Below are 20,229 nucleotides of genomic sequence, written 5' to 3' on the forward strand. Positions count from 1 at the left end.
TGTGTTTCTCCTAAGTCTCGAAATTCGGTTGGTGATTCGGCAGAACTGAAAATCAGCGCTTTTTGGCTGCCAAGTACTCTTCGGGCGTGACATTCATGCGGCTGCAGGCGGCCACCTCATCGGCTGTCAGGCCATTGACACCACCCTGATCAGGCCGATCAGACTGCAGGTTGGTTAGCGCCACCGTACCCAGCGTGCCGATAAGGTTCTTGAGCGCAGCAAGAGGCATCTCCTTCACAGCCTCGGCCTGAGCCGGGGTCATCTTCGGCTTGTCGCCCGACGTGGCGGCAGCGAGCAGGTCGGCTTTTTCCTTGGCTTCAGCCGCTGCTTTGTCGTCGTCGACCTTTTTGCGCAGCGCAGCCAGATCGGCGTTTGCCTTGTCACGCTCGGCGGTCAGGCTGGCGAGGCTGGTTTTCAGGGTGTCGCGCTCGGAAGTGAGTGCGGCAATTTGTTCAGGGGTCATTTCAGGGTCTCCCGCAGGGTTGCCGGGAATGCGCCCGGCCGCAGTTAAAAAATGCTGAGCGAGCGCCCCGACAGGCAAGGCCGATAAAGCAGCCCGGCGAACCAGCGCCACGGCGCCCAGATCGCCCAGCGCCGGGTTGTTGGTCAGCGCGACCGAAATCAGTTCGGTGACCCGACCGCTGGCGTCGTAGTAGAAGCACGGGCTGGAATAGCGGTACTTCTTCTTCGCGATTGCCTCGGCGGCATCGTCAACCCACTCGACATGTGCGAACAGGCCGCGCCCGGCGACATAGACCAGCTTGGTGATCCAGCCGGCGGCCACGCTGTCGCCGAAGAGGCTGTTGTGCTCGTAGTCGTAGAGGATGGGCTTGCCGGATTGCTCCAGGGCGGCGATCAGGTCGGCGGCAATCTCCGCGTCCATGCGCCAGTCCTGCACCTGGCCCTCGGTATCACGGGCCGGACGGCCGTCATCGCTACGGAACTTGCCGTCCGGGAAAATGTGCGCATTGCAGCCTTCGGGGTAATCCTGCTTCGCCAGCAGGTCGATGACCAGGGCGGCAATTTGTCCGATGAGGGGATTATTCTGCGACACGTGAAAGCTCCAGCGGTTTGCGTTGGAGCCATGATCCCGTTTCGCTGTCAGCTGGGCATCGCTGGAAACGTTTCCAGCCATTGAATGCCGGACCCACAGAAACGCGCTACAAGGCGTTTTCTCCGTGTTGCCGCGGCGGAGACACTGAGATGCCCATGCAACGCGCTTTTAAATGGTCTTCAAACGGCTTTACGCGGCATTCGTGGGCGTGATGAAGCGAAAAAAAACCCGCTTCATGAGAAACGGGCTAGGTGTGTGGCAGTCAGATTACGGTTTGAGGTGATCCTCGACCTTCTGTACAGAGTTGCCAACGGCACCGACGGCGTTTCTGAGCTGTTGCTCCGTAACGCCCAACTTCTCGGTCCAGTAATCAACTTCGTGCGGTTGATTGAGGTTGATCGTATGGGGGTCCTGTGGCCCCTTGATCTTGAGATTGTCGCTCATTGAATGTTTCCTGGAAATACAGCCACGATGGCTGCATGTGTGCACATGGGGTGGGTTTTCAGGGTTTCAAGGGATGTCGGTAACATTAAAACAGATCAAGTTGCCCATCACCGGCCGGGTTGATGCCGGTATCGCCGTTGCGGCGGATGTTTGTGATCTGGCGACCGGTCAGCCGGTATGCCAGTGCCTGGTCGCGGATGCTGTATTGCGTCGATGTCTTGCAGATCGCAACGTTGCGCGCGACCTGCCACAGCTTGTCGGCCTTCGGCATCGATACCCGGCCGGCCGCATCCATATGCGCCGCCAGCACGATGCGCAGGCGGGCCATTTCATCGGCCTTCAAGCCAAGGGCTTCACCTTTCAGCACCGGGATGTTGACGTTGACGCCGCCGCGCGTCTCCAGCCATTCCCGTGCCCGGACGTAGCCGAGCGCCTTGACGACGGCTTTCAGCACCGGCGGCAGCAGGGACAGCAGTTCGGTATCGACCATGGGCCAGTCCATCGCTACCTCCGCTGCCAACCCTTGAGGGCTTCGATGATGTTCCGGCGCTCGTCCTCCGGCGTCAGGCTGTCCAGGTCGGGCACGTCGTGGCCGACCTGGCGGGCGCACCACTTGAGTAGCGCGGGCCGGCTGGCGTTCTCGATCCGGCCGGACTCGCCGAGCTTGCCCCACAGGCGCACGATATGCGCAATGTCCGGCGGCGCCGCACGCTTCTGGCCGTTGCCGGCCTTGTGCGGCTGCTTCTCACGCGGCCAGCCCCGGCGCTCGTAGTCGGCCAGCACCGACGACAGCATCGGCAGCGTCATGGTCAGCGCCGATACCTTGTCACCCTGGCGCCGGCCGCCGTGCCGGGCGAGCAGATCGCGGTGGCTATCATCCGACCAGCCCGGCAGGTTCTTCAGCGCCCAGCCTTTGGCGATGCCAACGAGCTGCAGCAGGTGTTTGCTCAGACCGGACATTCGCGTACCTCCAGTGCCACGGCAGCGTACGCATAGGCCATTTGCAGCGCAGCATCTAGGCCAGCTTTGTCATTGCCCACGCCGTGATACGCAAGTATTCCTGGCAGCGCCGCCATCGCGAACTGATCGCGCAACGTCTGCTGGGCCAAGCGCAAATCCTTTTCAAGCGTGCGAATCCGCGCTTCAAGCCATTCGATATCGTTCATCAGCGGACTCCCAGCGAAAGCGGGCCAACATCTGCACCAACACCGCGATTCAATTGAGCATCACGCCCGGCAGAGTGGCCATTCCAGCGGTCCCGGTGTTCGTGATCGCGCAGATTCCGACCATCGTTGCGGTCCCGCGCTTCGAGTTTCGCCAGTTCGCCATACTCGGCGGCAACGAATGCCGAGATGGAACGCGTTTCCGATTCGCTGCACGACAGGGCCGGCAGCAGCGCCGTCGCCGCCCGTACCCAGCCCTCGCAGAACATATCGGCACGGCGTGTCTTGGTCGACGTCTTGCAGCGGCGCAGAGTCTTCTGGATGTACTCAGCACGTGCGGCACGCAACTGGCGGCTCAGCACCAGGAAAGCGTACTGCGCAATCTCTGGTGATGCGCCACAACCGATGAACAACCATTCCGCCCGTCGCGATGACCAGCCGGGTGCGAAAACCAACCTGCAGGCGAACGACTCAGCCACCACAGATGCCAGCAGGTTTTCCCAAAGCGGCGGCGTCGAAGTCACACCCGATTTCGCCTTCGCGTCACTAGCCCGGCTGGCTTCGATGTCCAGGTCCGCAACCTTGAACTCCGCCATCAGCTTCTGCGCATGGCGAAGGGCCGCTGCAGCTTCGTGCTCGTTGGCGCTCTTTGACAACGCCAGGCACTTCTTGATCTTCTCGATGGCTTTACGCTTATCCATTATCTTCACCTCCGATTTCCCAGCCCCACAGTTCCGTCTTCTTGCCGGTGCGGCGATTATCGAAAGCAACGAGAAACGTCCAGCCGGTTTTGGTCAGCACACGCTTTTGGGCCGCATTTTCCGCGTCGACCGTGCAAGTGGCGTAGTCGTACAGCGATTCGTCGAGCAGCCTCATCTGTTCAAGCTTCTGCTGCGTGCCGAGGCCTTTACCACGGCCAGCGGGCACGATGAAAAAACCGTGGCAGTGCGCGAGTTGGGGCTGACCTGGAATGGGCGAAATTTCAAACGCGCCGAATTCCGATGCGTAACGGGTCGTCATGTCACACCGCCGCCACATCAAGGGGAATCGGTTCGTACTTGTCCGTCTCACCTACGCGCTTGTGAAACCGAACATACGACGTACTACCCACAACCTGCAGGCTTTCTGAGACGGCCTGCATTGCCCGCTGCCACTTCTCATCTTTGATATCGAGGCGCCGCAGGGCCAGCACGCGGCCGACGTTGATCTTGCCTTCCTTGTCGGTATCGAAGGCCGACTGCACAAGCGCCTTGATTTCGTCACGGCTACCCTGGCTCCAGTCGATGATGCATTCGTCGATCAGGTGCTTGGCCGCCTGCAGCCGCTCGTCGAACACCATGCGGTCGGCAACGGCCACGCTGACACGATAGCGACCATCGAAGCTATGCAGCGTGACATTGCCCTTATTGCCACCGCGCTTGACCCCGTACTTCTCGGCGCTGAGCGAGACAAAGGCGCCCACGTCGGCAAAGGCCCGCTGCTTGAAGGCGGCAAGGTCCGCGCTCGCTTGCTCGGCCCCCTTGGCCAGCTCCAGCACCAGATCATCGCGCATGCGATCAATCGGGCCGATCAAGCTCTCCGGCACAAGCCGGCCTTGCGCGTCTTTGCGGTAGCCAGCGGGAATGGTTTGGTTTTGCATGATTTCTCCAGAGGTAAGGGTTACTGCGGTTTCGGTTCGACCCAGCTCAGCTGGATGCCCATGAACAAGCCGCTGACGACAACGCAAGCGCCATCAGGGCGGAAGGAGCGCGGCCCCATACGGTCCAGCAGCGGCGAAAGCGACATGGCGTCATGACGCCGGATGTGCGCCTGTGGCACCGGGCCGGCCAGCTTCGACCAGACCACTGCCAGGCCCATGCCGCGCAGTTCGCGGGTAGCCGCATTGAGTGAAGCCAGGCGGTCCTGAAAAGCCGGCGTCAGCACGGCAGGGGCAGATGTCAGCGGGGCAGCGGGGACAACAAGCTGTAGCGGCATGGCGATCTCCTAAGCGAGGGATTGCAGGCACAGGGCCTGTTTGGCGACCGCGTCGACCAACTTCACGTCGAGCGGGCGGTTCTTGCGGAATTCCTTGATGCCGGCAATCAGGCCCTCCACCAGCATCCGGGCACTGCCCTTGCAGTAGGCGAACAGTCGGGCAATCACGTCATCGGCAACCTCTTCGGCGCCGAATGCGGACTGCACCAGGGCGGCCGCATCCTCAGCGGTGATGCCGGTTACGGTGCCCGGCCAAAAGCCGGTACGGCTGCGAATCTGGTCAAACTGGCCGTGCTGCGGCTTGATCAGGCCGGACAGGTGTTCGGTACCGGCCAGCACGATGCCGATACCAGCTAGGTCTCGAACGCGGCGGATGGTGTGCAACTGGTTCGGCGTCAGCGTCTCGGCTTCGTCGACGATCAGCAAGGCGTCGGTGTTCTTGAGGCTGGCGACCAGATCATCGAACTTGTCGGCGATGCTGCCCTTGCCGGTGCCCACAACCAGCCGGTAAAGCTGCTTGGTCAAGCTGGCCTGCGTCATCGTCGGCGCCGCCTCGATAAAGTAGGTGTTCGGGTGCGTGCTGACGTAGTACTTGAGTGCGAAGGTTTTGCCAGTGCCGACAAAGCCAGTCATGACCGCAAAATTGCGGTAACGCCGCGCCATGTCGCACGCCGTGTTCATCAGCTTGAACACGCTGGTCTGCACCGGTGCCATGGCGTGGCCGCTGGTTTCGTCGGCATGGCGCATGGCCGATTCAACCGAAGCCAGCAGCTTGGTCGGGCTGGTGGCGTAGGTGCCCTTGAGTATCTGGTTCAAACTGCTGGCGCTGATGCGGGCCAGGCGAGCCAGACCAGCTTGGGTATAGTCGCGCTCTTGAATCCACTTCAGTGTGGCTTCGATCATTTCGCGGTCGGCTCCGTTGTAATGGGCGGGCCAGTGCATTTGTTCTGTCACGTTTTTCCCCTCAGTCAAAAATGTTTATTTCGTCGCCGCTGGTATCACTCAGCAGGCGGGTAGCGGTGCCTTCCAGCGCCGCGCCATCTGCCATTGCATCGGCATCAATGACCAGCCCGGCGCGGGCCTGTTGTTCGTTCATCTTGGTTTGCAGGCGCTTCATGGCATCGCTGGCGCGGGCCATGCGCTTTTCTTCCAGTCGGTTCGGTGCGATGGCGTCCATGTTGGTGACCAGGTTGGCATCACAAATCCAGCGTCCGGTCTGGGTGCGCATCACGCCTACCCGGTCATCCATCAGGTCGTACTCCAGCAGCAGCTTTTCGCCGTTGAAGGAATGCAGGTCCGGGTGCTTGTAGAAACGTTTGCCGTGCTTGACCTGGGCCTTGGTCACCGTGAGCAGCACGGCTTGACGCTTCAGCTCGGTCACACAGGCATGCGGCGGAATGGGTACCAGTTCCGACCACAGCGCCGCCCGCGTGACGTACTTGTTTTCCGGATGCGGGCGCAGGTGGTAGCGATCCAGCCAGGCATTGAAGGCAGCAACGAACTGATCCAGCGTGGGCAGCGCCAGCCGGCCGGCCTTGATTTCGCGCACCGTGCGCTGCAACACCTCGGGCGCCATGTCGTCGCCGCAGTAGAACTCCGGCATCCACATCTTCAGGAAATCTTCCTTGGCGGTGCGGAAGAAGCGTTCGATCCAGCCCTTGCCGTGCGGGTTGCCGGGGATGGCGTGAATCACCTCCTGAACCCCGGCGCGGGCGTAGAAACCGACCACCTCGTCGCTCATCAGCATGTTCTTGTAGCCGGAGCCGTTGTCGACATAGAGCAGTGGCGGCACATGGTTCCAGCGGGCGAAGCATTCGGCCCACATGTTCTGCACGGCGTAGGTGCCTTCGTGTTCGTCGGCCCGCCAGCCGACAATCACACGGCTCTTCATATCCATTGCCACCGTCAGTTCCGGGCGCCAGATATCACCGGTCACCGGGTGAGCCAGATACACGTCGGCGCGGTAGCCGTCGGCCACATACACGTCACCGGCCAGGGCGTTCTCGGTGGAGCGGCGGATGTAGGCTTTCTGGGAGAGCCTGTAGAGGTTTTTCCCCAAGCGGACCGGGCTGTTGCGTCCGAGCATGGCGGGGACTCCTGATAGGTAATTGCGAACCTGGTCGTAGCTGATGGCAAACCTGTCGACCTCGACCAACTGTTTGTGCACCGCCGCCATGTCCGGCTTGCTGGGTGCATTGAAATATTCCAGGGCGGGGCCCCACCATCCGGCGGCTTCCACCACCCGGCCCTTGTGGTCGGGCAGCAAGGCGGTAACGCCGCCCTCGCGGTATTGGGCGCACCACTCGCAAATAGCCGAGCGGGAGGGCGCAGGACGGCCCGCTTTGGCAGCACCAGCCAGCATGGTGCTGACGTGGGCAGGCAACACGTCGGCCGCGCCACGCTCCAGCAGCAGCCCGACCGCGTTGTTTTGAGTCACGCCGGTATCGGTCAGGGCACGGACATAAAGCACCACCCCTTCCCGGTACAGGGCTACTTGCCGAGCCCGTTCGGTGGCTTCACGCCAGGGGTCTCGACTGCGCAGGGCCAGCACCTTGGCGGTGGGCATCACAACCGCCCCCCCACCGGTGGCAGGCTCAATGCGTTTGAGCATTTGTGCGCGGGCCATGGCTTAGGCTCCGTCTGCCTTGTTGGCAGAGCCCTTGGGACGCCCCGGACCCTTTGACTTGGCGGCATCGCGCTTTTCCTGACGCATGGCCTGCTCGGCGGCAAAGCGGTTTTCGATCAGGGGGTAGTCGCACAGCCAGCGGGCAGCTTCGTCCGGGTTCAGCATGTGCTTGGTCATGGGGCGTTCCGGCAAGCTGTTAGGGAATTGATCTTCGATGAACCCGACCAGGTCCAGCGCCCGGGCAGCCAGGGTATTGGCAACAATCCAGATGGTTTCAACCTGGAACGCGCCTTCTGCGCTCACCACTTCGGTTTCTACAAACAGCTTTTTAAGGCTGTTCAAATGCAGTTCAGCGCCGAATTGCAGGGCCATGCACTCTTCACGCAGTTCTTCAGTGCGCAGCAGAAAATCCGTGGTGCGCTTCTTTGCCTCAGAGAGCCGCTTGACCTGGTTGCTGGCCCGCTCCAGCTCGGCTTCGTAGTTCTTCTCCCGCCGCTGCAGAAGGCGGATTTCTTCCTTCAACTGGGCCACCGTCATCATGTCGGCCTTGCCGATCAAGTCGTTGCCAGACTCGGCGGCTTGGTCAATCACTTCTTGGGGCAGCGAGGCCAGCAGCAGGGCATTTTTCTTGCCGATGGTTAGCGCCTTGGCGCGGTTCTCTTCGGGCAGGCGTGAATAGAACTTGGCGATGGCAATGCACTCGTAGACGCGCTGCTTTGTCAGTCCTGCATCAGCGATCCAGTCCTTAAATTCCGGAGTCCGCTCGGCGGACTCGGTATTTTTCACGGCTTCTTGTGCTGCCCAGAAGGCCACACCTGCACGACAGGCGCGGATCGTGGCCTGGTTGAGTTCATCAATGCCGACCTGAATAAACTCATCGGCGGTCAGGGCCTGAAAGCCAAACTCCCGCAAGCACACCTCAAGTTGCTGCTGGCCGGGTTCGAGGGGGTCGGTGACCAACATGGGGCTGACGGGGTTTGCGGCGCCATCGGCATCCTGGCGCACCAAGATTTGCTGTTCGGCAGCGATATCAATGGCCCGCTGTAACTCGGCATCGACCACAGCCGGCATTTCAGCCTGCCCAGCGACGATGCGCTGAGCGTAGAGCGTAGAACCAAAGCGGGGCTTGCTAGCCTCGCCAATGCCGAGGTCAATTTCAGGCGACTCCATCTCGGCTGCACCAAGGGAGTCTTCGAGGTGGCGTAGCTCATCTCTGTCCTGAACGGCAACTTCAAGGCTGACCAGTGACCCACCATTGGCAAGATAAGCCTCAACCCACTTCGGCTGACGCCCCTTGCCGGACCATTGCAGGTCACTCATGTTCGGGTGGCAGTATTTGATTTCTGTGCTCATTTAATTCCCCTCAGGCTGCTTTCAAACCAACAAGAACATCGTCGAGCGTCACATCAAGCCGTCCATCGACAATTCCAAGCGCCACGGCAACCTTGCGAGCGTTGCCACGCTTGCCCGGCATTTTTCCTGTGAGCACCTTGCTGACGGTCGATTCAGGCACTTCCAAACGACGGGCAATGTCGGACTGGGAGATGCCAGCGAGCTTTATCCGCCCATTCACTTGTGCTAGCCTTTCGTTTTCTTTCACTTTGTTTCACTCCTTAGGCAAAGCTGGATTGAGAATTTAAGTTCGTTCAATTTGTTTCAATTATGGGAACTATTGTTCTCTCTGTCAATGGACGTATATGGATTTTTGTTCTCTTTGCTCCCCTCGTATTGCCGAGGAAAGAAAGCGTCTGAAACTTGGCCAGGAGCAGGCCGGGGCGGCGTGTGGGGTCAGTCGCGAGATGTGGGGGAAGTACGAACGCGCCAAGGCGGCAATGGGCGGCGATGTGCTGTTTCTCTTTGCCCGTGCGGGAGCTGATGTTCAATACATACTCACGGGAATCCGTTCAAGCAGCGTGACCGCGCCTGATGAGCAATTGCTTCTGGAGGGCTATCGCGCTCTTGATGCGACAACAAAACGGCGGGCCTTGGCATTCATGCTGACCGAGTCAGGCCCGGTCGCGGTACAGAAGAAGATCAAGGAAAAGGTTGCTGAACAAGCCCAGACCCAAACCACCGTGACTGCCAACGGTGACGGTGCCCAAGCAGCAGCCAACAAGATCAAAAACCGGGGAAAGAAGGCCGTGACCATCACCGGCGACAACAACACCTTGGGAAACAAATGACGGTCACTGGAAACACCGGACCAGGTTCAGTCGTCATCCAAACCCTTCACCTGCACATGCACATGCATATTTTTGGGAAATGATGAGATGCCCGACATGCCCGTTGATCTTCCTGAGCATTCTTTCTCTAGCCAGCTAATTTGGGTGGCGAACTTGGCGGGTGTTGATCCGGCCCCGCTGCTTGCCAGGGAATCCGAAATCGCCAATGTGTTCCAGAAGGGCTACAGTGTCTGCACGCCAGTTCTCCAAGAATGCATGCCTCAGGCACCACAGATGGCTGGGCATGTTTACGACAAGTTACGCTCGAGACACATGGCGCTCTATCGGCTGGGACAGATGAACGAAATAAAGCACTTGCGCCCGTTCTGGCAACTCAAAGGCAAGTGCCCAGGGCATAGCGCTGAGCAAAAAACTTTGCTGGCCAGTGACCCATTTTGGAATAGCGACAACGTACCTTGGAACTGCACGCAAATGAGTTGCGATTGCCAGGTTTTTTCCTTGTCGCGCGTTGAACTGAAGCGGTACGTTGAACGAGGTTGCGCGCTTGGCGACGAGGCTGCAGCCAAGCTGAAAGCTTCTTAAGAATGAAACCGCCAAAACCACTCTGTCCATACGGTCAATCTGCACGCGATCTGCGCAAGAGCCTGAACATGAACCAAACCGATTTCTGGTCCCGCGTAGGCATTACACAGTCGGTCGGCAGTCGCTACGAGTCCGGACGGAATATGCCCGTTCAGGTTGGCTGGGCGCTGCAGATTGCGTATGGAGCAGAAGAGGATGTCGAAGCATTAGTGAAATGGTTGCGAAACGGCTGACGATGCTAGTCGAGTTAAAAACTTCTTACCATGATAGAGAGCTAGACTGTGGCAAAAATTCACAAAACAGTTCATTGCAAAATTGCTCAAGTTCCAAAGCTAAAAGGAAGTCTACAAGCAGCAGTTGCAGCAGAGTTAGCGATACGTGAGCAAGCGGCAGATCGTCTAGAACGTGTATCCAATCGCAGTGGCTCTGTCGGGCGATCCCGTGTCATTGCGCAAAGCTACACCTATAAAGGTGCACTGGCGGGAGTTCTGTTGGCCTATGAGCCTGGCTCAAAAGCTGCTGCACTCATCAAGGATATGTCTGCCAAGCAACTATCGATATCCCATTTTTCGGCACCGGATGACGATGTTACCGGCACGCCACAGGACTGGGTCGAGGGATTGCTTTATTTTATGATTCGGGAAAATTATGTGGTTTTTGCCCAATCAACTACTGTTCGGTCAATTCAATTGGAACATCATCTGACTTGGCTGTTAACCCAAAACGTAGCATCACCGGTCATTGTTACGCTGTCCGATAGGGCTCCCAGGGATGTTGAGCAACTGATCCGCACTAACCACGTGAAATCGGTGTTTATTGGTGGCTCGCTAATATCGGCCGACCAAGAGGGACTATCGACAGACAAAGTGGATCGACAAAGTGTCAAATTAGCGGGGCCGATGCTCGATGCCGTGAAGGCTACTCTAGGCGGCCAACAGTTTCGTTGGCTGGATGGACTGGATGGAAACTTGGAGGCAAAACTCGAACTGACGTTCAAACGTGATACCACGACCGAAGCCCAGAAACTGCTCGACAATTTGGCTGTCGCGTTGCGCCATGTAGAGGGGGTCGATACAGATCTGGTTCTAGCCAATGGGCAAAAAATCGCCCATGATCGACTACGGTTGATAACGTCCCTTTCCATGGATGCGACCGATGGGGTGCCGAACGTTTCCAGCGTATTCGAGTCAATGTATGGCTGGTTAAAATCCTTAGCCAATACTGGGCAACTGTAGGTGAAAAACAATGAAGCTAACTCCTGGAAATGCGTGGATAAAGGCGCTTCCCGTTCTCGCGCTGCTTGTCGGTGGCGGGTTCGGGTATGCGCTCACGCTATTCGGGACGTATCCGCTATTCGGGTCGGTTTCCAAGCTGCTCGCGGTACTAATTGGAAGTGCTTGGGTAACTTTACTGACCTTTGCTACCAAAATCGGCGACATCACTGAAGCTCCATCTCTGTCATTAGCTGAGCACCAAAGGCTGGAGTCCAAGTGCAAGCGATCCGTTCGCAGGATTTGGTTATGGTCGATGCTCAACTTCTGTTTCGTGATTGTGGTGTTGATACCAGCAGCGTTGGTTGATGCCAAGGTGCCGGTCTATCACGCCATAATGGTCTTCGCTGGAATGGCGTCAGGTCTATCGGTTTACAGCATCGTGCTGCATGCGTATTGGCAAGAAGAGTTACGAGAGTTTCGTTCTACCTTGCGGTTACGTGAGCGCGAAAAAAGCCAGAACAAGCAAATGACAGAACTTTTCCAAGAAGCAAAGTCTTCGCCGGAAGATAACGCTGTTTCTGAAATAGGCAAATTGAACCGCGTTAAGGATTGGCCTAAAAATGGAACGACTCCGCTGTAGTGGATCAGCAGGAAACGTTTCCAGCCTAACCCCATGTAACCCTATTGCGTAACCTCCAATCGTCCCTTTGACGATCCTTTGGAGGTTGCAAAATGCAGTTCCCCCGCCTGTTCTGGTGGCTCGTCGCCACCCTCATGCTGCTTGCCGTTATCGGCCTGTTCTACCCGCAGCAAATCCCCGTCAGCCTGTACAAGCTCTCGCTGATCACCATGGCCGGCGTCGTCGGTTACTGGCTTGACCGCAGCATTTTTCCCTACGCCCGCCCGGATGCGTTTATCGAACATATCGACCCCGTCGATGATGCCGAGGCCTGCGATATCGACCTGCAGGGCGATTGCAAGCTGATCCCGTTCGAAGTCGCTAGCGGCGATGGTTTCGTGTTTGCCATGGCAATGCTGCGGCGCGCGATCATCGTCGGATGCGCCATGCTTGCCATCGGCCTCGGTGCCTAATGGCTGTTCTGACCAATCCCCACATATCGTCGGTGCACGCGGCCAATTTCTCGAAAGAGATTGCCAAGGTATACAGCGAGGACGCGCTGAAGGCGGCAGCGGCCAATCACGGCCCCTACCTGCTGTCGGAAGACGCCAAGCGCCTGCGTGACGAATACGCGGCCCGGTTGGTCAGCCTGCGAGGGTTGAAATCATGAATCCAAGACTCATTCTGCGCCGTGCCGGCCGGGTATTGCCGGTGCTGTGCCTGCTCTGGCTGGTCAGTCTGGCCGCCATCGCACAAACCGTGTCTGGCGTGGCGGCAAAGCACCGGGCGGACCTCGTTCGGATCGCTCATGCCCAGGCCGGCCTGGATGCCCCTGTGGCGTTGTTCGCGGCCCAGATACACCAGGAAAGCGGCTGGAACCCGCAGGCCATCTCCCGTGTCGGTGCGCGGGGCATGGCGCAGTTCATGCCGGAAACGGCTAAGTGGTGGTGCGAGCTGCACGGTCAAGATGCCGAATCGTGCCAGCCAAACAACCCGGTCTGGGCCATGCGGGCGCTGATCGGCTACGACCTGTGGCTATACCAGCGGGTGCGCGGTCAATCCGAGTTCGACCGCTGGTGGGCGGCGCTACGCAGCTACAACGGCGGGCTGGGTCACTGGCAAACCGAAGCCGCAAAGGCTCGCCCGGCTACCGACAGGGCCGCTATCGACGCAGCCTGCGGCAAGGCCAAGCGGCACCCATTGCACTGCGGAGAAAACCTGGATTACCCGCGCCGGATCATGTTGTTGATTCAGCCGCGCTATCTGGGTTGGGGCCGGGGGATTGCACTGTGAAAGTCATTCCCGTTTGGATTCCCATCGTACTGATCCTTGTCTTGTTCGCCGGGCTGGGTTTTGCGATTTACGGCTACGGTCTGGTGCAGTTCGAGCAAGGCAAGAAGGCTGAGCGCACTACCTGGCAGCAGCGTGAAAACGCCGAACTGACCGCCGCCAACGCCCGCATTCTCGAACTGACTGCCGAAGCCCGTCAGGCAGAACAGGGCCATGCCGCAGCCCTTGCGAAAGCATCAGCCACCTATCAGGAGAACCTGCAACATGAAAAAGCGACTCGCGACCGCACTATCGCTGACCTGCGTTCTGGCGCTCTGCGCCTGCGCATCGAACTTGCCAGCCGCGAAACAGCCGGTGGAGGTGCAGCCGGCGAAGGCGAGTCCAGCGCCGGCCGATGTGATGGTGAAACGCACGGCGAACTTTCGCCAGCGGCTGCTGAATTTCTTGTCGACCTCGCCAGCGAAGCCGACGACGTCGTCCATCAACTGAACGCCGCGCAAGCCGTCATCGCGGCCTGCGAATACTTAAACCAGGGAGCAAGAAAGTGAACGAGATCAAAAACGACAACGCCCAGGTAATGCACAGCATTGGGCAACTGACCGGCGCGGTGAATGCGATGCACCAAGGCCTGACGGCTCGCATCGAAGACATCAAGGGCGATATCCGGCGGCTCGAAGCAGCACAAAGTGAACGTATGACGCGGATCGAAGAGAACCTGTCCGGGCAGATTGGTCAGGTCCGAGACGATGTGAACAAGCGTATCGACACGATCGAAAGCAGCGTTAGCAAGCGCATCGACGGCCTCGGTACACGTGTCTCGACGCTTGAGGCCGAGGATAAAAAACTGATCGCGAAAACGGCACAGCTTGGCGCAGTCGGCGGCGGTATCGGTGGCGCCCTGGCAGCGGCGGCTGTTGAAGTCATCAAGCGCCTCTGATCATGGCCCACAGTCAAGAAACCCGCGAACGCGTCCGGCAGCTCTACATCGAGGCCATGCCGCTGAACGGTGCCGCCATCACCTGCGGTGTGAGCTATGACACCGCCCGCGAGTGGAAGCGCATCGCCAAGGCCAAGGGCGACGATTGGGACACGGCCCGCGCCGCCTACCGCATCAGCGACCAGGGCATGGACGAACTAAACAAGCAGCTCGTCGAAGATTTCGCCCGCCAGGTCATCACCACCACGCGGGAGCTTGAAGAAGCCAAGATTCCCGCCAGCGACAAGGCCGCACTGCTGGCCCAATTGGCCGATGGCTACGCCAAGTTCAGCAAGGCATTCGGCCGCTTGAATCCGCAGTTTTCCGGGCTGTCTGTGGCGCTCGACACGCTCAAGGTGATTGCGGAATACCTGAAGAAGAACGACCCGGCCGCGCTACGGGCGCTGCAGCCGCACGTTGAAGATATTGGCGGGATTCTGGGTAAGCGGTATGCCTGAGTTCGACTGGTCTGACGACTACGAAGACCTGACCGAGGTTGCGAATCTGCGCGACTTCCAGCAGCGCATGGAGGCGCTGTCGGAAGAACTGCGCCAGACCATCGAACTCGAGTGCGAGTCCTTCCCAATCGACCCGGCCGCCAGCAAGGCGCGCCGCGAGCGGGCCGTGGTCGACTATCAGTTTTTCTGTCAGACCTATTTCCCGCACTACGTCCCGACGCCCCATTTCTCGCTGTTCCAGCAATTCATCTTCAAACGCTTTCCGGAAGTTATCGACGGCCAAGCTGACGGGCGCGAAGTGCATGAGGCCCCACGCGGCGAGGCGAAGTCCACCTACGAAACCCAGCTCGGTGCGCTGTGGTGCATCGGCCGGGCGAACTACCTGGCCGAGCTGGTGCCACACGCCAGCAAGAAGGCGCGCAAGTGGATGATCGTGGTCACCATGAACACGCTGGAGCAAGCGGCAGAAATGCTGGAGGCCATCAAGGCCGAACTGGATAGCAATCCACGCCTGGCAGCGGACTTTCCCAAGGCAGTCGGCCAAGGCCGTATCTGGCAGGCGACAACGATTGTCACCGCCAACGGGATCAAGATTCGCACGGGCGGCACCGGCAAGAAGATGCGCGGCATGAAGAACGGCCCCCATCGTCCTGACCTGGTCTTTCTCGATGACCTGGAAAACGATGAGAACGTGCGCGACAAGGATCAGCGCGACAAGGTCGAAGCCTTCGTCCTGAAGGCAGTTATCGGCCTCGCTGGCCCATCGGGCGGCATGGACGTGTTCTGGCCGGGCACCAGTCTGCATTACGACGCTGCGATCAACCGCGTTTCCCGCAAGCCCGGCTGGCGCCGCAAGGTCTTCAAGTCGATCATGCAGTGGCCGGATCGCATGGACTTGTGGGAGAAGTGGGAAGGCATCTACACATCGGCCTCGGCCAGCGACGATGATGGCGCACAGGAAGCGGCCGAGGCCGAGGCGCTGGCTTTCTACCAGGCCAACAAGGAATTGATGGATGCCGGCGCTGTCGTGTCCTGGCCGGAGGTGCGCCCGCTGTATCGCCTCATGTGCATGCGGGCAACAGATCATGATGCGTTCAACCAGGAACAACAGAACGAAGCCGGCAACGATGACACGGCCCCGTTCAAGAACATCCAGTTCTGGGTAGATCGCCGAAGCGACTGGCTGATGTTCGGCGCGATTGACCCCAGCCTGGGCAGAAAAAACCGGAAACGCGATCCTTCGGCAATTCTTGTCGGTGGTCTCAACCGTGAAACGATGACGCTCGATGTTGTCGAGGCCGATATTGCGTGGCGTGTACCGGACTTGATCATTAGCCGCGCAGTTGAATACCAGCAGGAATACGATTGCCTCGCCTGGGGCGTGGAAACCGTGCAGTTTCAGGAGTTCATGTATACGGAACTGCTCAAGCGGTCGGCCTTGGCCGGCGTTGCCTTCCCCGGCATTCCTATGCCGGAAGACGTTGAGAAAGAGCTTCGAATCATCAGCATGCAGCCGCACGTCGGCAACGGAAAAATCCGCCTGCACAACTCGCAAACCTTGATGAAAGAGCAGTTGAAATTCTGGCCCGAGGCCGACCACGATGACGGGCCGGATGCGCTGGAAAAGCTGTGGAAGCTGGCGACGCAGTTCGCGGGCGACTGGGCCTATCACTCGGCCGCCGCATCGCGCCGCGACCAGCGCACCAGCCGCACTTACAACCCGGATAACGACGATTGGGATGACGATGATTAATTTTCAAAAGATGCGCGCGGCCCTGCGCGATACCGTCAATGCTGGCATCAAGGCCACAAAGGGCGCCCTGCAGGCCGGTCCGCGCACGACGCAAGGTAGCACCTCAAACTATTTGTCGGTTCAAACGATTGATCCCTCCGTTTTGGCCGCTGCTTTCCAGCAGGCCGATCAAGGCTACATCACCGACCAGGCGCGGCTGTTCAATCTGATTGAGCAAGGCGATCCGCACGTCTTCTCGGCGATGGCGAAGCGCCGTCAGAATGTGACTGGATTGGGCTGGCAACTGACGCCCAGGGACGATGCCAGCCAAAGCGAAATCGACCGGTCAGCCGAACTGGAAGATATTGTGCGGTCGACGCCGAACTTCGAGGGTTTTCATTACGACCAGACCGATGGTATCGGTAAAGGGCTGGCCTGCCATGAAATCGACTGGCAGACCGGTAGCACATGGCGTCCAAAGGAATTCATCTGGGTTCCGCAAACCGAGTTTCAAATCGATCCAAAAACAGGGCAACTGCAGTATGTGAAGCTCGGCATGCCAGAACCTTTGCGTGAAGGTGGCTGGATCATCCATCAACACAAGGCATTGTCAGGCTATATCGAGCAGGCTGCACTGTTCCGCGTCGTTGGCTGGGCCTCAGCGTACAAGTCGTTCAATGCGCTGGATATGCAGAAATTCCTGGAGAAATACGGCTTACCACTGCGACTTGGTAAGTACCCGGCAGGCATTTCGGAAAAACAACGCAACGAGCTGCTGCGCGCTGTGCGAAACATCGGTAACGATGGGGCTGGCGTGGTGCCGTCAAACATGATCATTGACTTTGTTCAGGCCACCAAGTCCGGCACGGTCGACGACTTTCTGAATGCCATCGCTTACTGGGAGCGTAAGCAATCAATCGCCATCAATGGCGGGACACTAACGACTCAGGCCGATGGAAAAAGCAGTACCAACGCGCTAGGCAATGTTCACGAACGCGGCGAACGCAAGATCATGCTGCACGATGTATCGCAGGTTCGACCGACCATGAAAGGGCTGCTGGTCAAGCCGATTGCCTTGCTCAACGGTATGTTCCCGGAAGACAGAATCCCGGATTTCACGTACTTGACGGAGGAAAGCCCAGACCAGGCAAAAATGGTCGACGTCCTGGAAAAGGGAGCCAGCATGGGTATGGAAATCGACGTCGACTATGCGCACGAAATCACCCAGATTCCCCGCGCCAAAGAGGGTGCCAAGCTGCTCACGGCCAACAAAAAGGAACCGGTCGTACCAGCTGGCGAAACCGCGTTATCACGTATTGCGCTGACCTCGCCGGACCTCTCTGCTGCCTACAGCGCTCAACTGGCCGCACTCTGCGCGCCGTTCGAGCAGCAGCTCATTCAACAGATTTCCGCCATCGTCGCCGAGGCCGGCAGCTTCGACGACGCCCAGGAAAAAATAGACGCCCTGCGCGCCGATCCCAAATGGACCGAAGCCATCGCCAGCGGCATGATGGCCGCGCATCTTGCCGGCCGATATGAAGTCAATCAGGAGTAAGCAAAGTGGAAAATCAACATCGCAAGATCAAGGGTTATCGCGAACTGACCAGAACGAAATCGACCTGATGAACGAGATCAAGTCCAAGGGGGCAGAACTCGGCGAACTGGTGGAAAAGCTGCGGTCGACCGAGGGAACCGACCAACGCTGGGTAAGCATTGGTGCAACCGACATGCAGACCGGCCTGATGGCGCTGACCCGCAGCGTGGCGCAACCGACGTTCTTTTAATCGGATACAGCACAGTGATGAACAGAAAGAGGATGAAAGTTGTGTTGATTTTTCCCGTCGCTGTGTTCTTTCACTGTGCGGGCCTGCTTTGGGAAAAGTGGCATTTTGGCCCATCGCAGCAAATCCTGTGCGGTTTGATCAAGGCCAACGAACGTCTGTGGGCTTGGCGCCATCGTTTGGAAAACTGACGTGACCAATCCCGCCTATCTCCCCTTCACCGAAGCCGCCGATTTCTTCGCAAAGAAGATCAAGCTGCCGTCTTCCGGCTGGACCGACATCTGGCAGGAACAGCACAGCCACGCATTCGTTATAGCCGGTGCCACGTCGGATGACCTGGTAGAAGACTTCTACAACGCCATCGCCAAGGCCAAGGAATCTGGCGGCTTCGCCGAATTCCAGAAAGCCTTCCCGGAAATCGTCAAAAAACACGGCTGGTCACACAATGGCACGCCTGGGTGGCGTTCAAAGATCATTTACGACACCAACGTAGACCAGGCATACAACGCCGGCCGCGAGCAGCAGATGCAGGCCATCAAGCACCTGCGCCCCTACGGCCTATACGACCACACCAGCATTGAGCATCCGCGCCTCGAACACAAGGCATGGGATGGATTGATTATCCCGCTGGACGATATCTGGTGGGACACGCACTCACCCAAAAACGGCTGGGGCTGCAAATGTCGCAAACGCTCGCTGTCCCGCGTCGAAGCCGAACGACGCTGGAAGAAAGCCGGCAAGACAGGCCCGGATCAGGCACCGCCAATCGAATGGGAAGAAAGAGTTGTCGGCAAGAACGGCAGCAACCCCCGAACCGTTCGAGTACCTAAAGGCATCGACCCCGGCTTCGCCTACAGCCCTGGCAAGGCCTTCCTTGAACCGCATACCGTGCCGCCGTTGCAAGGTTACGATGCTGTGTTGAAAGAGCGTGGCACACCGTGGCCGACCAACAGTAAGCGGCCGAGCATGCCGAGTCCGACAACCGTTCCGTCCAGCGTGCGCTTGCCAGCAGGAACACCGCCGGAAATTGCGGTCGATGACTTCCTTGATGTATTCGGCGCGACGGTAGATCAAGGCGTCGCATTCACTGACGCTGCTGGTAGCACGCTGGCGATCACCAAGGCACTTTTCGAGGACGGAAGCGGCGACTTCAAATGGCTATCGTCGCCCAACAAGGCTGCGCGTCTGGAGTCCATCAACCTGTTGGCAATGACCTTGATCGAACCCGACGAAATCTGGTGGGGCTGGGTCAAGGATCACCATGAAAAAGGCCGTTGGCGCCTCAAGCGCCGCTACCTGCGCGCCTTCCAGATCGAAGGCACGGACGAATACGGCTTTGCGGTGTTCGAGTGGGGTAGTAGTGGGTGGTCTGGCGCGACAACGTTCATGGGCACACAGAAATCACCGGAAGACCGCGCCGCCTACTTTGATAAGCAGCGGATTGGTCGGCTGCTGTTCAAGAAATGAAAACGCGGACCTGCAAGTCCGCGTCAGTGGGTCAGATTTGAGGGCTAAGCAGAGCCGCAGCTTCATCACCACAAGGTCATCATATGAAATTTAAAATCGAGTTTCAAGCAAGCCATGTTGCTCAGATCATGGAAGCCATCCGCCGTGAGGTGGCAACGCCGCAACAAATGCTCGGTAGCGTCGGCGAATCCTTGTTGATAGAGAATCAGGATCGCCACAAAGCCGGCGTCGACCCGGATGGAAATCCTTGGAAGGAGCTGGCCGAATCAACAAAATCGGCCGGGCCGCGTAAAGGTGGCCCGCTCATGCGTACCGGCCGCATGCTGCGTAACCTCAATTATCAGGTGACAAGCGACTCGTTACGCTTGGGCTTCGATAGTGGCGATGGATTCCCGGCGATATTCCATCAGGACGGCTCCCGGCCCCACGTCATCACCGCTAAAAAAGGCAAGTCGCTCAAATTCGGTGGTATCTACAGGAAGCGGGTAAATCACCCCGGCCTGCCGGTCAGGCGACTGCTTGGCTTTCCTGACTCAGACCAGCGACTAATCGCAGACGTGCTTGCTGATCATTTGTCTAAGGTCGCAAATAAAGTTCGCTGACCGAATAAACGACCTTCAAAGTGGGAATATTCCCGTACTACGCCCCCCAATTTCCCGCACATTT

Annotated in this window: 29 protein-coding genes; 16 read left to right on the forward strand and 13 right to left on the reverse strand. The window is 58.6% G+C overall.

The window, feature by feature from the left end:
- Positions 1–52: 52 nt before the first annotated feature.
- The 13 genes from RCI20_RS00575 to RCI20_RS00635 form a co-directional block, all read right to left on the reverse strand.
- Complete coding sequence (locus tag RCI20_RS00575; protein ID WP_306602505.1) at positions 53–1,054, reverse strand: phage protease; 1,002 nt, start codon at positions 1,052–1,054, stop codon at positions 53–55.
- A gap of 267 nt (positions 1,055–1,321) precedes the next feature.
- The gene (locus RCI20_RS00580; RefSeq protein WP_306602506.1) at positions 1,322–1,498 is read right to left on the reverse strand and encodes a DUF3606 domain-containing protein; all 177 of its coding nucleotides are present in this window, start codon (positions 1,496–1,498) and stop codon (positions 1,322–1,324) included.
- An 85-nt stretch (positions 1,499–1,583) separates the two neighbouring features.
- The gene (locus RCI20_RS00585) at positions 1,584–2,000 is read right to left on the reverse strand and encodes a hypothetical protein (RefSeq protein WP_306602507.1); all 417 of its coding nucleotides are present in this window, start codon (positions 1,998–2,000) and stop codon (positions 1,584–1,586) included.
- A 2-nt stretch (positions 2,001–2,002) separates the two neighbouring features.
- Positions 2,003–2,458 (reverse strand): regulatory protein GemA, encoded by a 456-nt coding sequence (locus RCI20_RS00590; RefSeq protein WP_306602509.1) that lies wholly within the window; start codon positions 2,456–2,458, stop codon positions 2,003–2,005.
- Complete coding sequence (locus RCI20_RS00595; protein ID WP_306602510.1) at positions 2,446–2,664, reverse strand: hypothetical protein; 219 nt, start codon at positions 2,662–2,664, stop codon at positions 2,446–2,448. Before RCI20_RS00595 ends, RCI20_RS00590 begins: the two co-directional genes overlap by 13 nt.
- Positions 2,664–3,362 carry a DUF2786 domain-containing protein gene (locus RCI20_RS00600; RefSeq protein ID WP_306602511.1) on the reverse strand — a complete coding sequence of 233 codons (699 nt, stop codon included), beginning with the start codon at positions 3,360–3,362 and terminating at the stop codon, positions 2,664–2,666. Before RCI20_RS00600 ends, RCI20_RS00595 begins: the two co-directional genes overlap by 1 nt.
- The gene (locus tag RCI20_RS00605; protein ID WP_306602512.1) at positions 3,355–3,681 is read right to left on the reverse strand and encodes a hypothetical protein; all 327 of its coding nucleotides are present in this window, start codon (positions 3,679–3,681) and stop codon (positions 3,355–3,357) included. The genes RCI20_RS00600 and RCI20_RS00605 overlap by 8 nt, the downstream gene beginning before the upstream one ends.
- Before the next feature lies 1 nt (position 3,682).
- Positions 3,683–4,300 (reverse strand): DUF3164 family protein, encoded by a 618-nt coding sequence (locus tag RCI20_RS00610; RefSeq protein ID WP_306602514.1) that lies wholly within the window; start codon positions 4,298–4,300, stop codon positions 3,683–3,685.
- 20 nt (positions 4,301–4,320) lie between these two features.
- Positions 4,321–4,635, reverse strand: a complete 315-nt coding sequence (locus RCI20_RS00615; RefSeq protein ID WP_306602515.1) for a hypothetical protein — start codon at positions 4,633–4,635, stop codon at positions 4,321–4,323.
- A 9-nt stretch (positions 4,636–4,644) separates the two neighbouring features.
- The gene (locus tag RCI20_RS00620; RefSeq protein WP_306602516.1) at positions 4,645–5,589 is read right to left on the reverse strand and encodes an AAA family ATPase; all 945 of its coding nucleotides are present in this window, start codon (positions 5,587–5,589) and stop codon (positions 4,645–4,647) included.
- Positions 5,590–5,599: 10 nt separating this feature from the next.
- Complete coding sequence (locus tag RCI20_RS00625; RefSeq protein WP_306602517.1) at positions 5,600–7,261, reverse strand: Mu transposase C-terminal domain-containing protein; 1,662 nt, start codon at positions 7,259–7,261, stop codon at positions 5,600–5,602.
- Positions 7,262–7,264: 3 nt separating this feature from the next.
- Positions 7,265–8,614, reverse strand: coding sequence for an H-NS family nucleoid-associated regulatory protein (locus RCI20_RS00630; RefSeq protein WP_306602518.1), 1,350 nt, complete (start codon positions 8,612–8,614; stop codon positions 7,265–7,267).
- Positions 8,615–8,624: 10 nt separating this feature from the next.
- Entirely contained in the window at positions 8,625–8,861 is a 237-nt protein-coding gene (locus RCI20_RS00635) for a helix-turn-helix domain-containing protein (RefSeq protein WP_306602519.1), read from the reverse strand.
- Positions 8,862–8,958: 97 nt separating this feature from the next.
- Here RCI20_RS00635 and RCI20_RS00640 point away from each other — a divergent pair, with 97 nt between their 5' ends.
- The 16 genes from RCI20_RS00640 (at position 8,959) to RCI20_RS00715 (ending at position 20,165) form a co-directional block, all read left to right on the forward strand.
- Positions 8,959–9,444, forward strand: coding sequence for a helix-turn-helix domain-containing protein (locus RCI20_RS00640; protein ID WP_306602521.1), 486 nt, complete (start codon positions 8,959–8,961; stop codon positions 9,442–9,444).
- Positions 9,445–9,531: 87 nt separating this feature from the next.
- Positions 9,532–10,026 (forward strand): hypothetical protein, encoded by a 495-nt coding sequence (locus tag RCI20_RS00645; protein ID WP_306602522.1) that lies wholly within the window; start codon positions 9,532–9,534, stop codon positions 10,024–10,026.
- Positions 10,027–10,094: 68 nt separating this feature from the next.
- Entirely contained in the window at positions 10,095–10,259 is a 165-nt protein-coding gene (locus RCI20_RS00650; protein ID WP_306602523.1) for a helix-turn-helix transcriptional regulator, read from the forward strand.
- A gap of 48 nt (positions 10,260–10,307) precedes the next feature.
- Positions 10,308–11,261: a hypothetical protein gene (locus RCI20_RS00655; protein ID WP_306602524.1), complete on the forward strand. Its 954-nt coding sequence runs from the start codon at positions 10,308–10,310 to the stop codon at positions 11,259–11,261.
- Between the two features lie 10 nt (positions 11,262–11,271).
- Positions 11,272–11,880 carry a hypothetical protein gene (locus tag RCI20_RS00660; protein WP_306602525.1) on the forward strand — a complete coding sequence of 203 codons (609 nt, stop codon included), beginning with the start codon at positions 11,272–11,274 and terminating at the stop codon, positions 11,878–11,880.
- Positions 11,881–11,972: 92 nt separating this feature from the next.
- On the forward strand, positions 11,973–12,332 hold the full coding sequence (locus RCI20_RS00665) for a putative holin (RefSeq protein ID WP_306602527.1): 360 nt from the start codon (positions 11,973–11,975) through the stop codon (positions 12,330–12,332).
- Positions 12,332–12,529 carry a hypothetical protein gene (locus tag RCI20_RS00670; protein ID WP_306602528.1) on the forward strand — a complete coding sequence of 66 codons (198 nt, stop codon included), beginning with the start codon at positions 12,332–12,334 and terminating at the stop codon, positions 12,527–12,529. The genes RCI20_RS00665 and RCI20_RS00670 overlap by 1 nt, the downstream gene beginning before the upstream one ends.
- On the forward strand, positions 12,526–13,152 hold the full coding sequence (locus tag RCI20_RS00675; RefSeq protein WP_306602529.1) for a transglycosylase SLT domain-containing protein: 627 nt from the start codon (positions 12,526–12,528) through the stop codon (positions 13,150–13,152). The genes RCI20_RS00670 and RCI20_RS00675 overlap by 4 nt, the downstream gene beginning before the upstream one ends.
- Complete coding sequence (locus RCI20_RS00680) at positions 13,149–13,697, forward strand: lysis system i-spanin subunit Rz (protein WP_306602530.1); 549 nt, start codon at positions 13,149–13,151, stop codon at positions 13,695–13,697. The genes RCI20_RS00675 and RCI20_RS00680 overlap by 4 nt, the downstream gene beginning before the upstream one ends.
- Positions 13,694–14,086 (forward strand): hypothetical protein, encoded by a 393-nt coding sequence (locus tag RCI20_RS00685; RefSeq protein WP_306602531.1) that lies wholly within the window; start codon positions 13,694–13,696, stop codon positions 14,084–14,086. The genes RCI20_RS00680 and RCI20_RS00685 overlap by 4 nt, the downstream gene beginning before the upstream one ends.
- A gap of 2 nt (positions 14,087–14,088) precedes the next feature.
- Positions 14,089–14,583 (forward strand): DUF1804 family protein, encoded by a 495-nt coding sequence (locus RCI20_RS00690; RefSeq protein WP_306602532.1) that lies wholly within the window; start codon positions 14,089–14,091, stop codon positions 14,581–14,583.
- Complete coding sequence (terL, locus tag RCI20_RS00695) at positions 14,576–16,336, forward strand: phage terminase large subunit (protein WP_306602533.1); 1,761 nt, start codon at positions 14,576–14,578, stop codon at positions 16,334–16,336. Before RCI20_RS00690 ends, terL begins: the two co-directional genes overlap by 8 nt.
- On the forward strand, positions 16,329–17,870 hold the full coding sequence (locus tag RCI20_RS00700; protein WP_306602534.1) for a DUF935 domain-containing protein: 1,542 nt from the start codon (positions 16,329–16,331) through the stop codon (positions 17,868–17,870). Before terL ends, RCI20_RS00700 begins: the two co-directional genes overlap by 8 nt.
- A 67-nt stretch (positions 17,871–17,937) precedes the next feature.
- A complete protein-coding gene (locus RCI20_RS00705; RefSeq protein ID WP_306602535.1) occupies positions 17,938–18,099 on the forward strand; it encodes a hypothetical protein in 162 nt (53 codons plus the stop codon).
- Between the two features lie 189 nt (positions 18,100–18,288).
- A complete protein-coding gene (locus RCI20_RS00710; RefSeq protein ID WP_306602537.1) occupies positions 18,289–19,563 on the forward strand; it encodes a PBECR2 nuclease fold domain-containing protein in 1,275 nt (424 codons plus the stop codon).
- Between the two features lie 83 nt (positions 19,564–19,646).
- Positions 19,647–20,165, forward strand: coding sequence for a phage virion morphogenesis protein (locus RCI20_RS00715; RefSeq protein ID WP_306602538.1), 519 nt, complete (start codon positions 19,647–19,649; stop codon positions 20,163–20,165).
- Positions 20,166–20,229: the final 64 nt, after the last annotated feature.

Source organism: Azonexus sp., assembly GCF_030824335.1.
Lineage (GTDB): Bacteria > Pseudomonadota > Gammaproteobacteria > Burkholderiales > Rhodocyclaceae > Azonexus.

Excerpts from the sequence above, each read along its gene's own strand:
- RCI20_RS00580 (WP_306602506.1), bottom strand. The coding sequence starts at position 1,498 with ATGAGCGACAATCTCAAGATCAAGGGGCCACAGGACCCCCATACGATC.
- RCI20_RS00585 (WP_306602507.1), bottom strand. The coding sequence starts at position 2,000 with ATGGACTGGCCCATGGTCGATACCGAACTGCTGTCCCTGCTGCCGCCG.
- RCI20_RS00590 (WP_306602509.1), bottom strand. The coding sequence starts at position 2,458 with ATGTCCGGTCTGAGCAAACACCTGCTGCAGCTCGTTGGCATCGCCAAA.
- RCI20_RS00595 (WP_306602510.1), bottom strand. The coding sequence starts at position 2,664 with ATGAACGATATCGAATGGCTTGAAGCGCGGATTCGCACGCTTGAAAAG.
- RCI20_RS00600 (WP_306602511.1), bottom strand. The coding sequence starts at position 3,362 with ATGGATAAGCGTAAAGCCATCGAGAAGATCAAGAAGTGCCTGGCGTTG.
- RCI20_RS00605 (WP_306602512.1), bottom strand. The coding sequence starts at position 3,681 with ATGACGACCCGTTACGCATCGGAATTCGGCGCGTTTGAAATTTCGCCC.
- RCI20_RS00610 (WP_306602514.1), bottom strand. The coding sequence starts at position 4,300 with ATGCAAAACCAAACCATTCCCGCTGGCTACCGCAAAGACGCGCAAGGC.
- RCI20_RS00615 (WP_306602515.1), bottom strand. The coding sequence starts at position 4,635 with ATGCCGCTACAGCTTGTTGTCCCCGCTGCCCCGCTGACATCTGCCCCT.
- RCI20_RS00625 (WP_306602517.1), bottom strand. The coding sequence starts at position 7,261 with ATGGCCCGCGCACAAATGCTCAAACGCATTGAGCCTGCCACCGGTGGG.
- RCI20_RS00630 (WP_306602518.1), bottom strand. The coding sequence starts at position 8,614 with ATGAGCACAGAAATCAAATACTGCCACCCGAACATGAGTGACCTGCAA.
- RCI20_RS00640 (WP_306602521.1), top strand. The coding sequence starts at position 8,959 with ATGGATTTTTGTTCTCTTTGCTCCCCTCGTATTGCCGAGGAAAGAAAG.
- RCI20_RS00645 (WP_306602522.1), top strand. The coding sequence starts at position 9,532 with ATGCCCGACATGCCCGTTGATCTTCCTGAGCATTCTTTCTCTAGCCAG.
- RCI20_RS00650 (WP_306602523.1), top strand. The coding sequence starts at position 10,095 with ATGAACCAAACCGATTTCTGGTCCCGCGTAGGCATTACACAGTCGGTC.
- RCI20_RS00660 (WP_306602525.1), top strand. The coding sequence starts at position 11,272 with ATGAAGCTAACTCCTGGAAATGCGTGGATAAAGGCGCTTCCCGTTCTC.
- RCI20_RS00665 (WP_306602527.1), top strand. The coding sequence starts at position 11,973 with ATGCAGTTCCCCCGCCTGTTCTGGTGGCTCGTCGCCACCCTCATGCTG.
- RCI20_RS00670 (WP_306602528.1), top strand. The coding sequence starts at position 12,332 with ATGGCTGTTCTGACCAATCCCCACATATCGTCGGTGCACGCGGCCAAT.
- RCI20_RS00675 (WP_306602529.1), top strand. The coding sequence starts at position 12,526 with ATGAATCCAAGACTCATTCTGCGCCGTGCCGGCCGGGTATTGCCGGTG.
- RCI20_RS00690 (WP_306602532.1), top strand. The coding sequence starts at position 14,089 with ATGGCCCACAGTCAAGAAACCCGCGAACGCGTCCGGCAGCTCTACATC.
- terL (WP_306602533.1), top strand. The coding sequence starts at position 14,576 with ATGCCTGAGTTCGACTGGTCTGACGACTACGAAGACCTGACCGAGGTT.
- RCI20_RS00700 (WP_306602534.1), top strand. The coding sequence starts at position 16,329 with ATGATTAATTTTCAAAAGATGCGCGCGGCCCTGCGCGATACCGTCAAT.
- RCI20_RS00705 (WP_306602535.1), top strand. The coding sequence starts at position 17,938 with ATGAACGAGATCAAGTCCAAGGGGGCAGAACTCGGCGAACTGGTGGAA.
- RCI20_RS00715 (WP_306602538.1), top strand. The coding sequence starts at position 19,647 with ATGAAATTTAAAATCGAGTTTCAAGCAAGCCATGTTGCTCAGATCATG.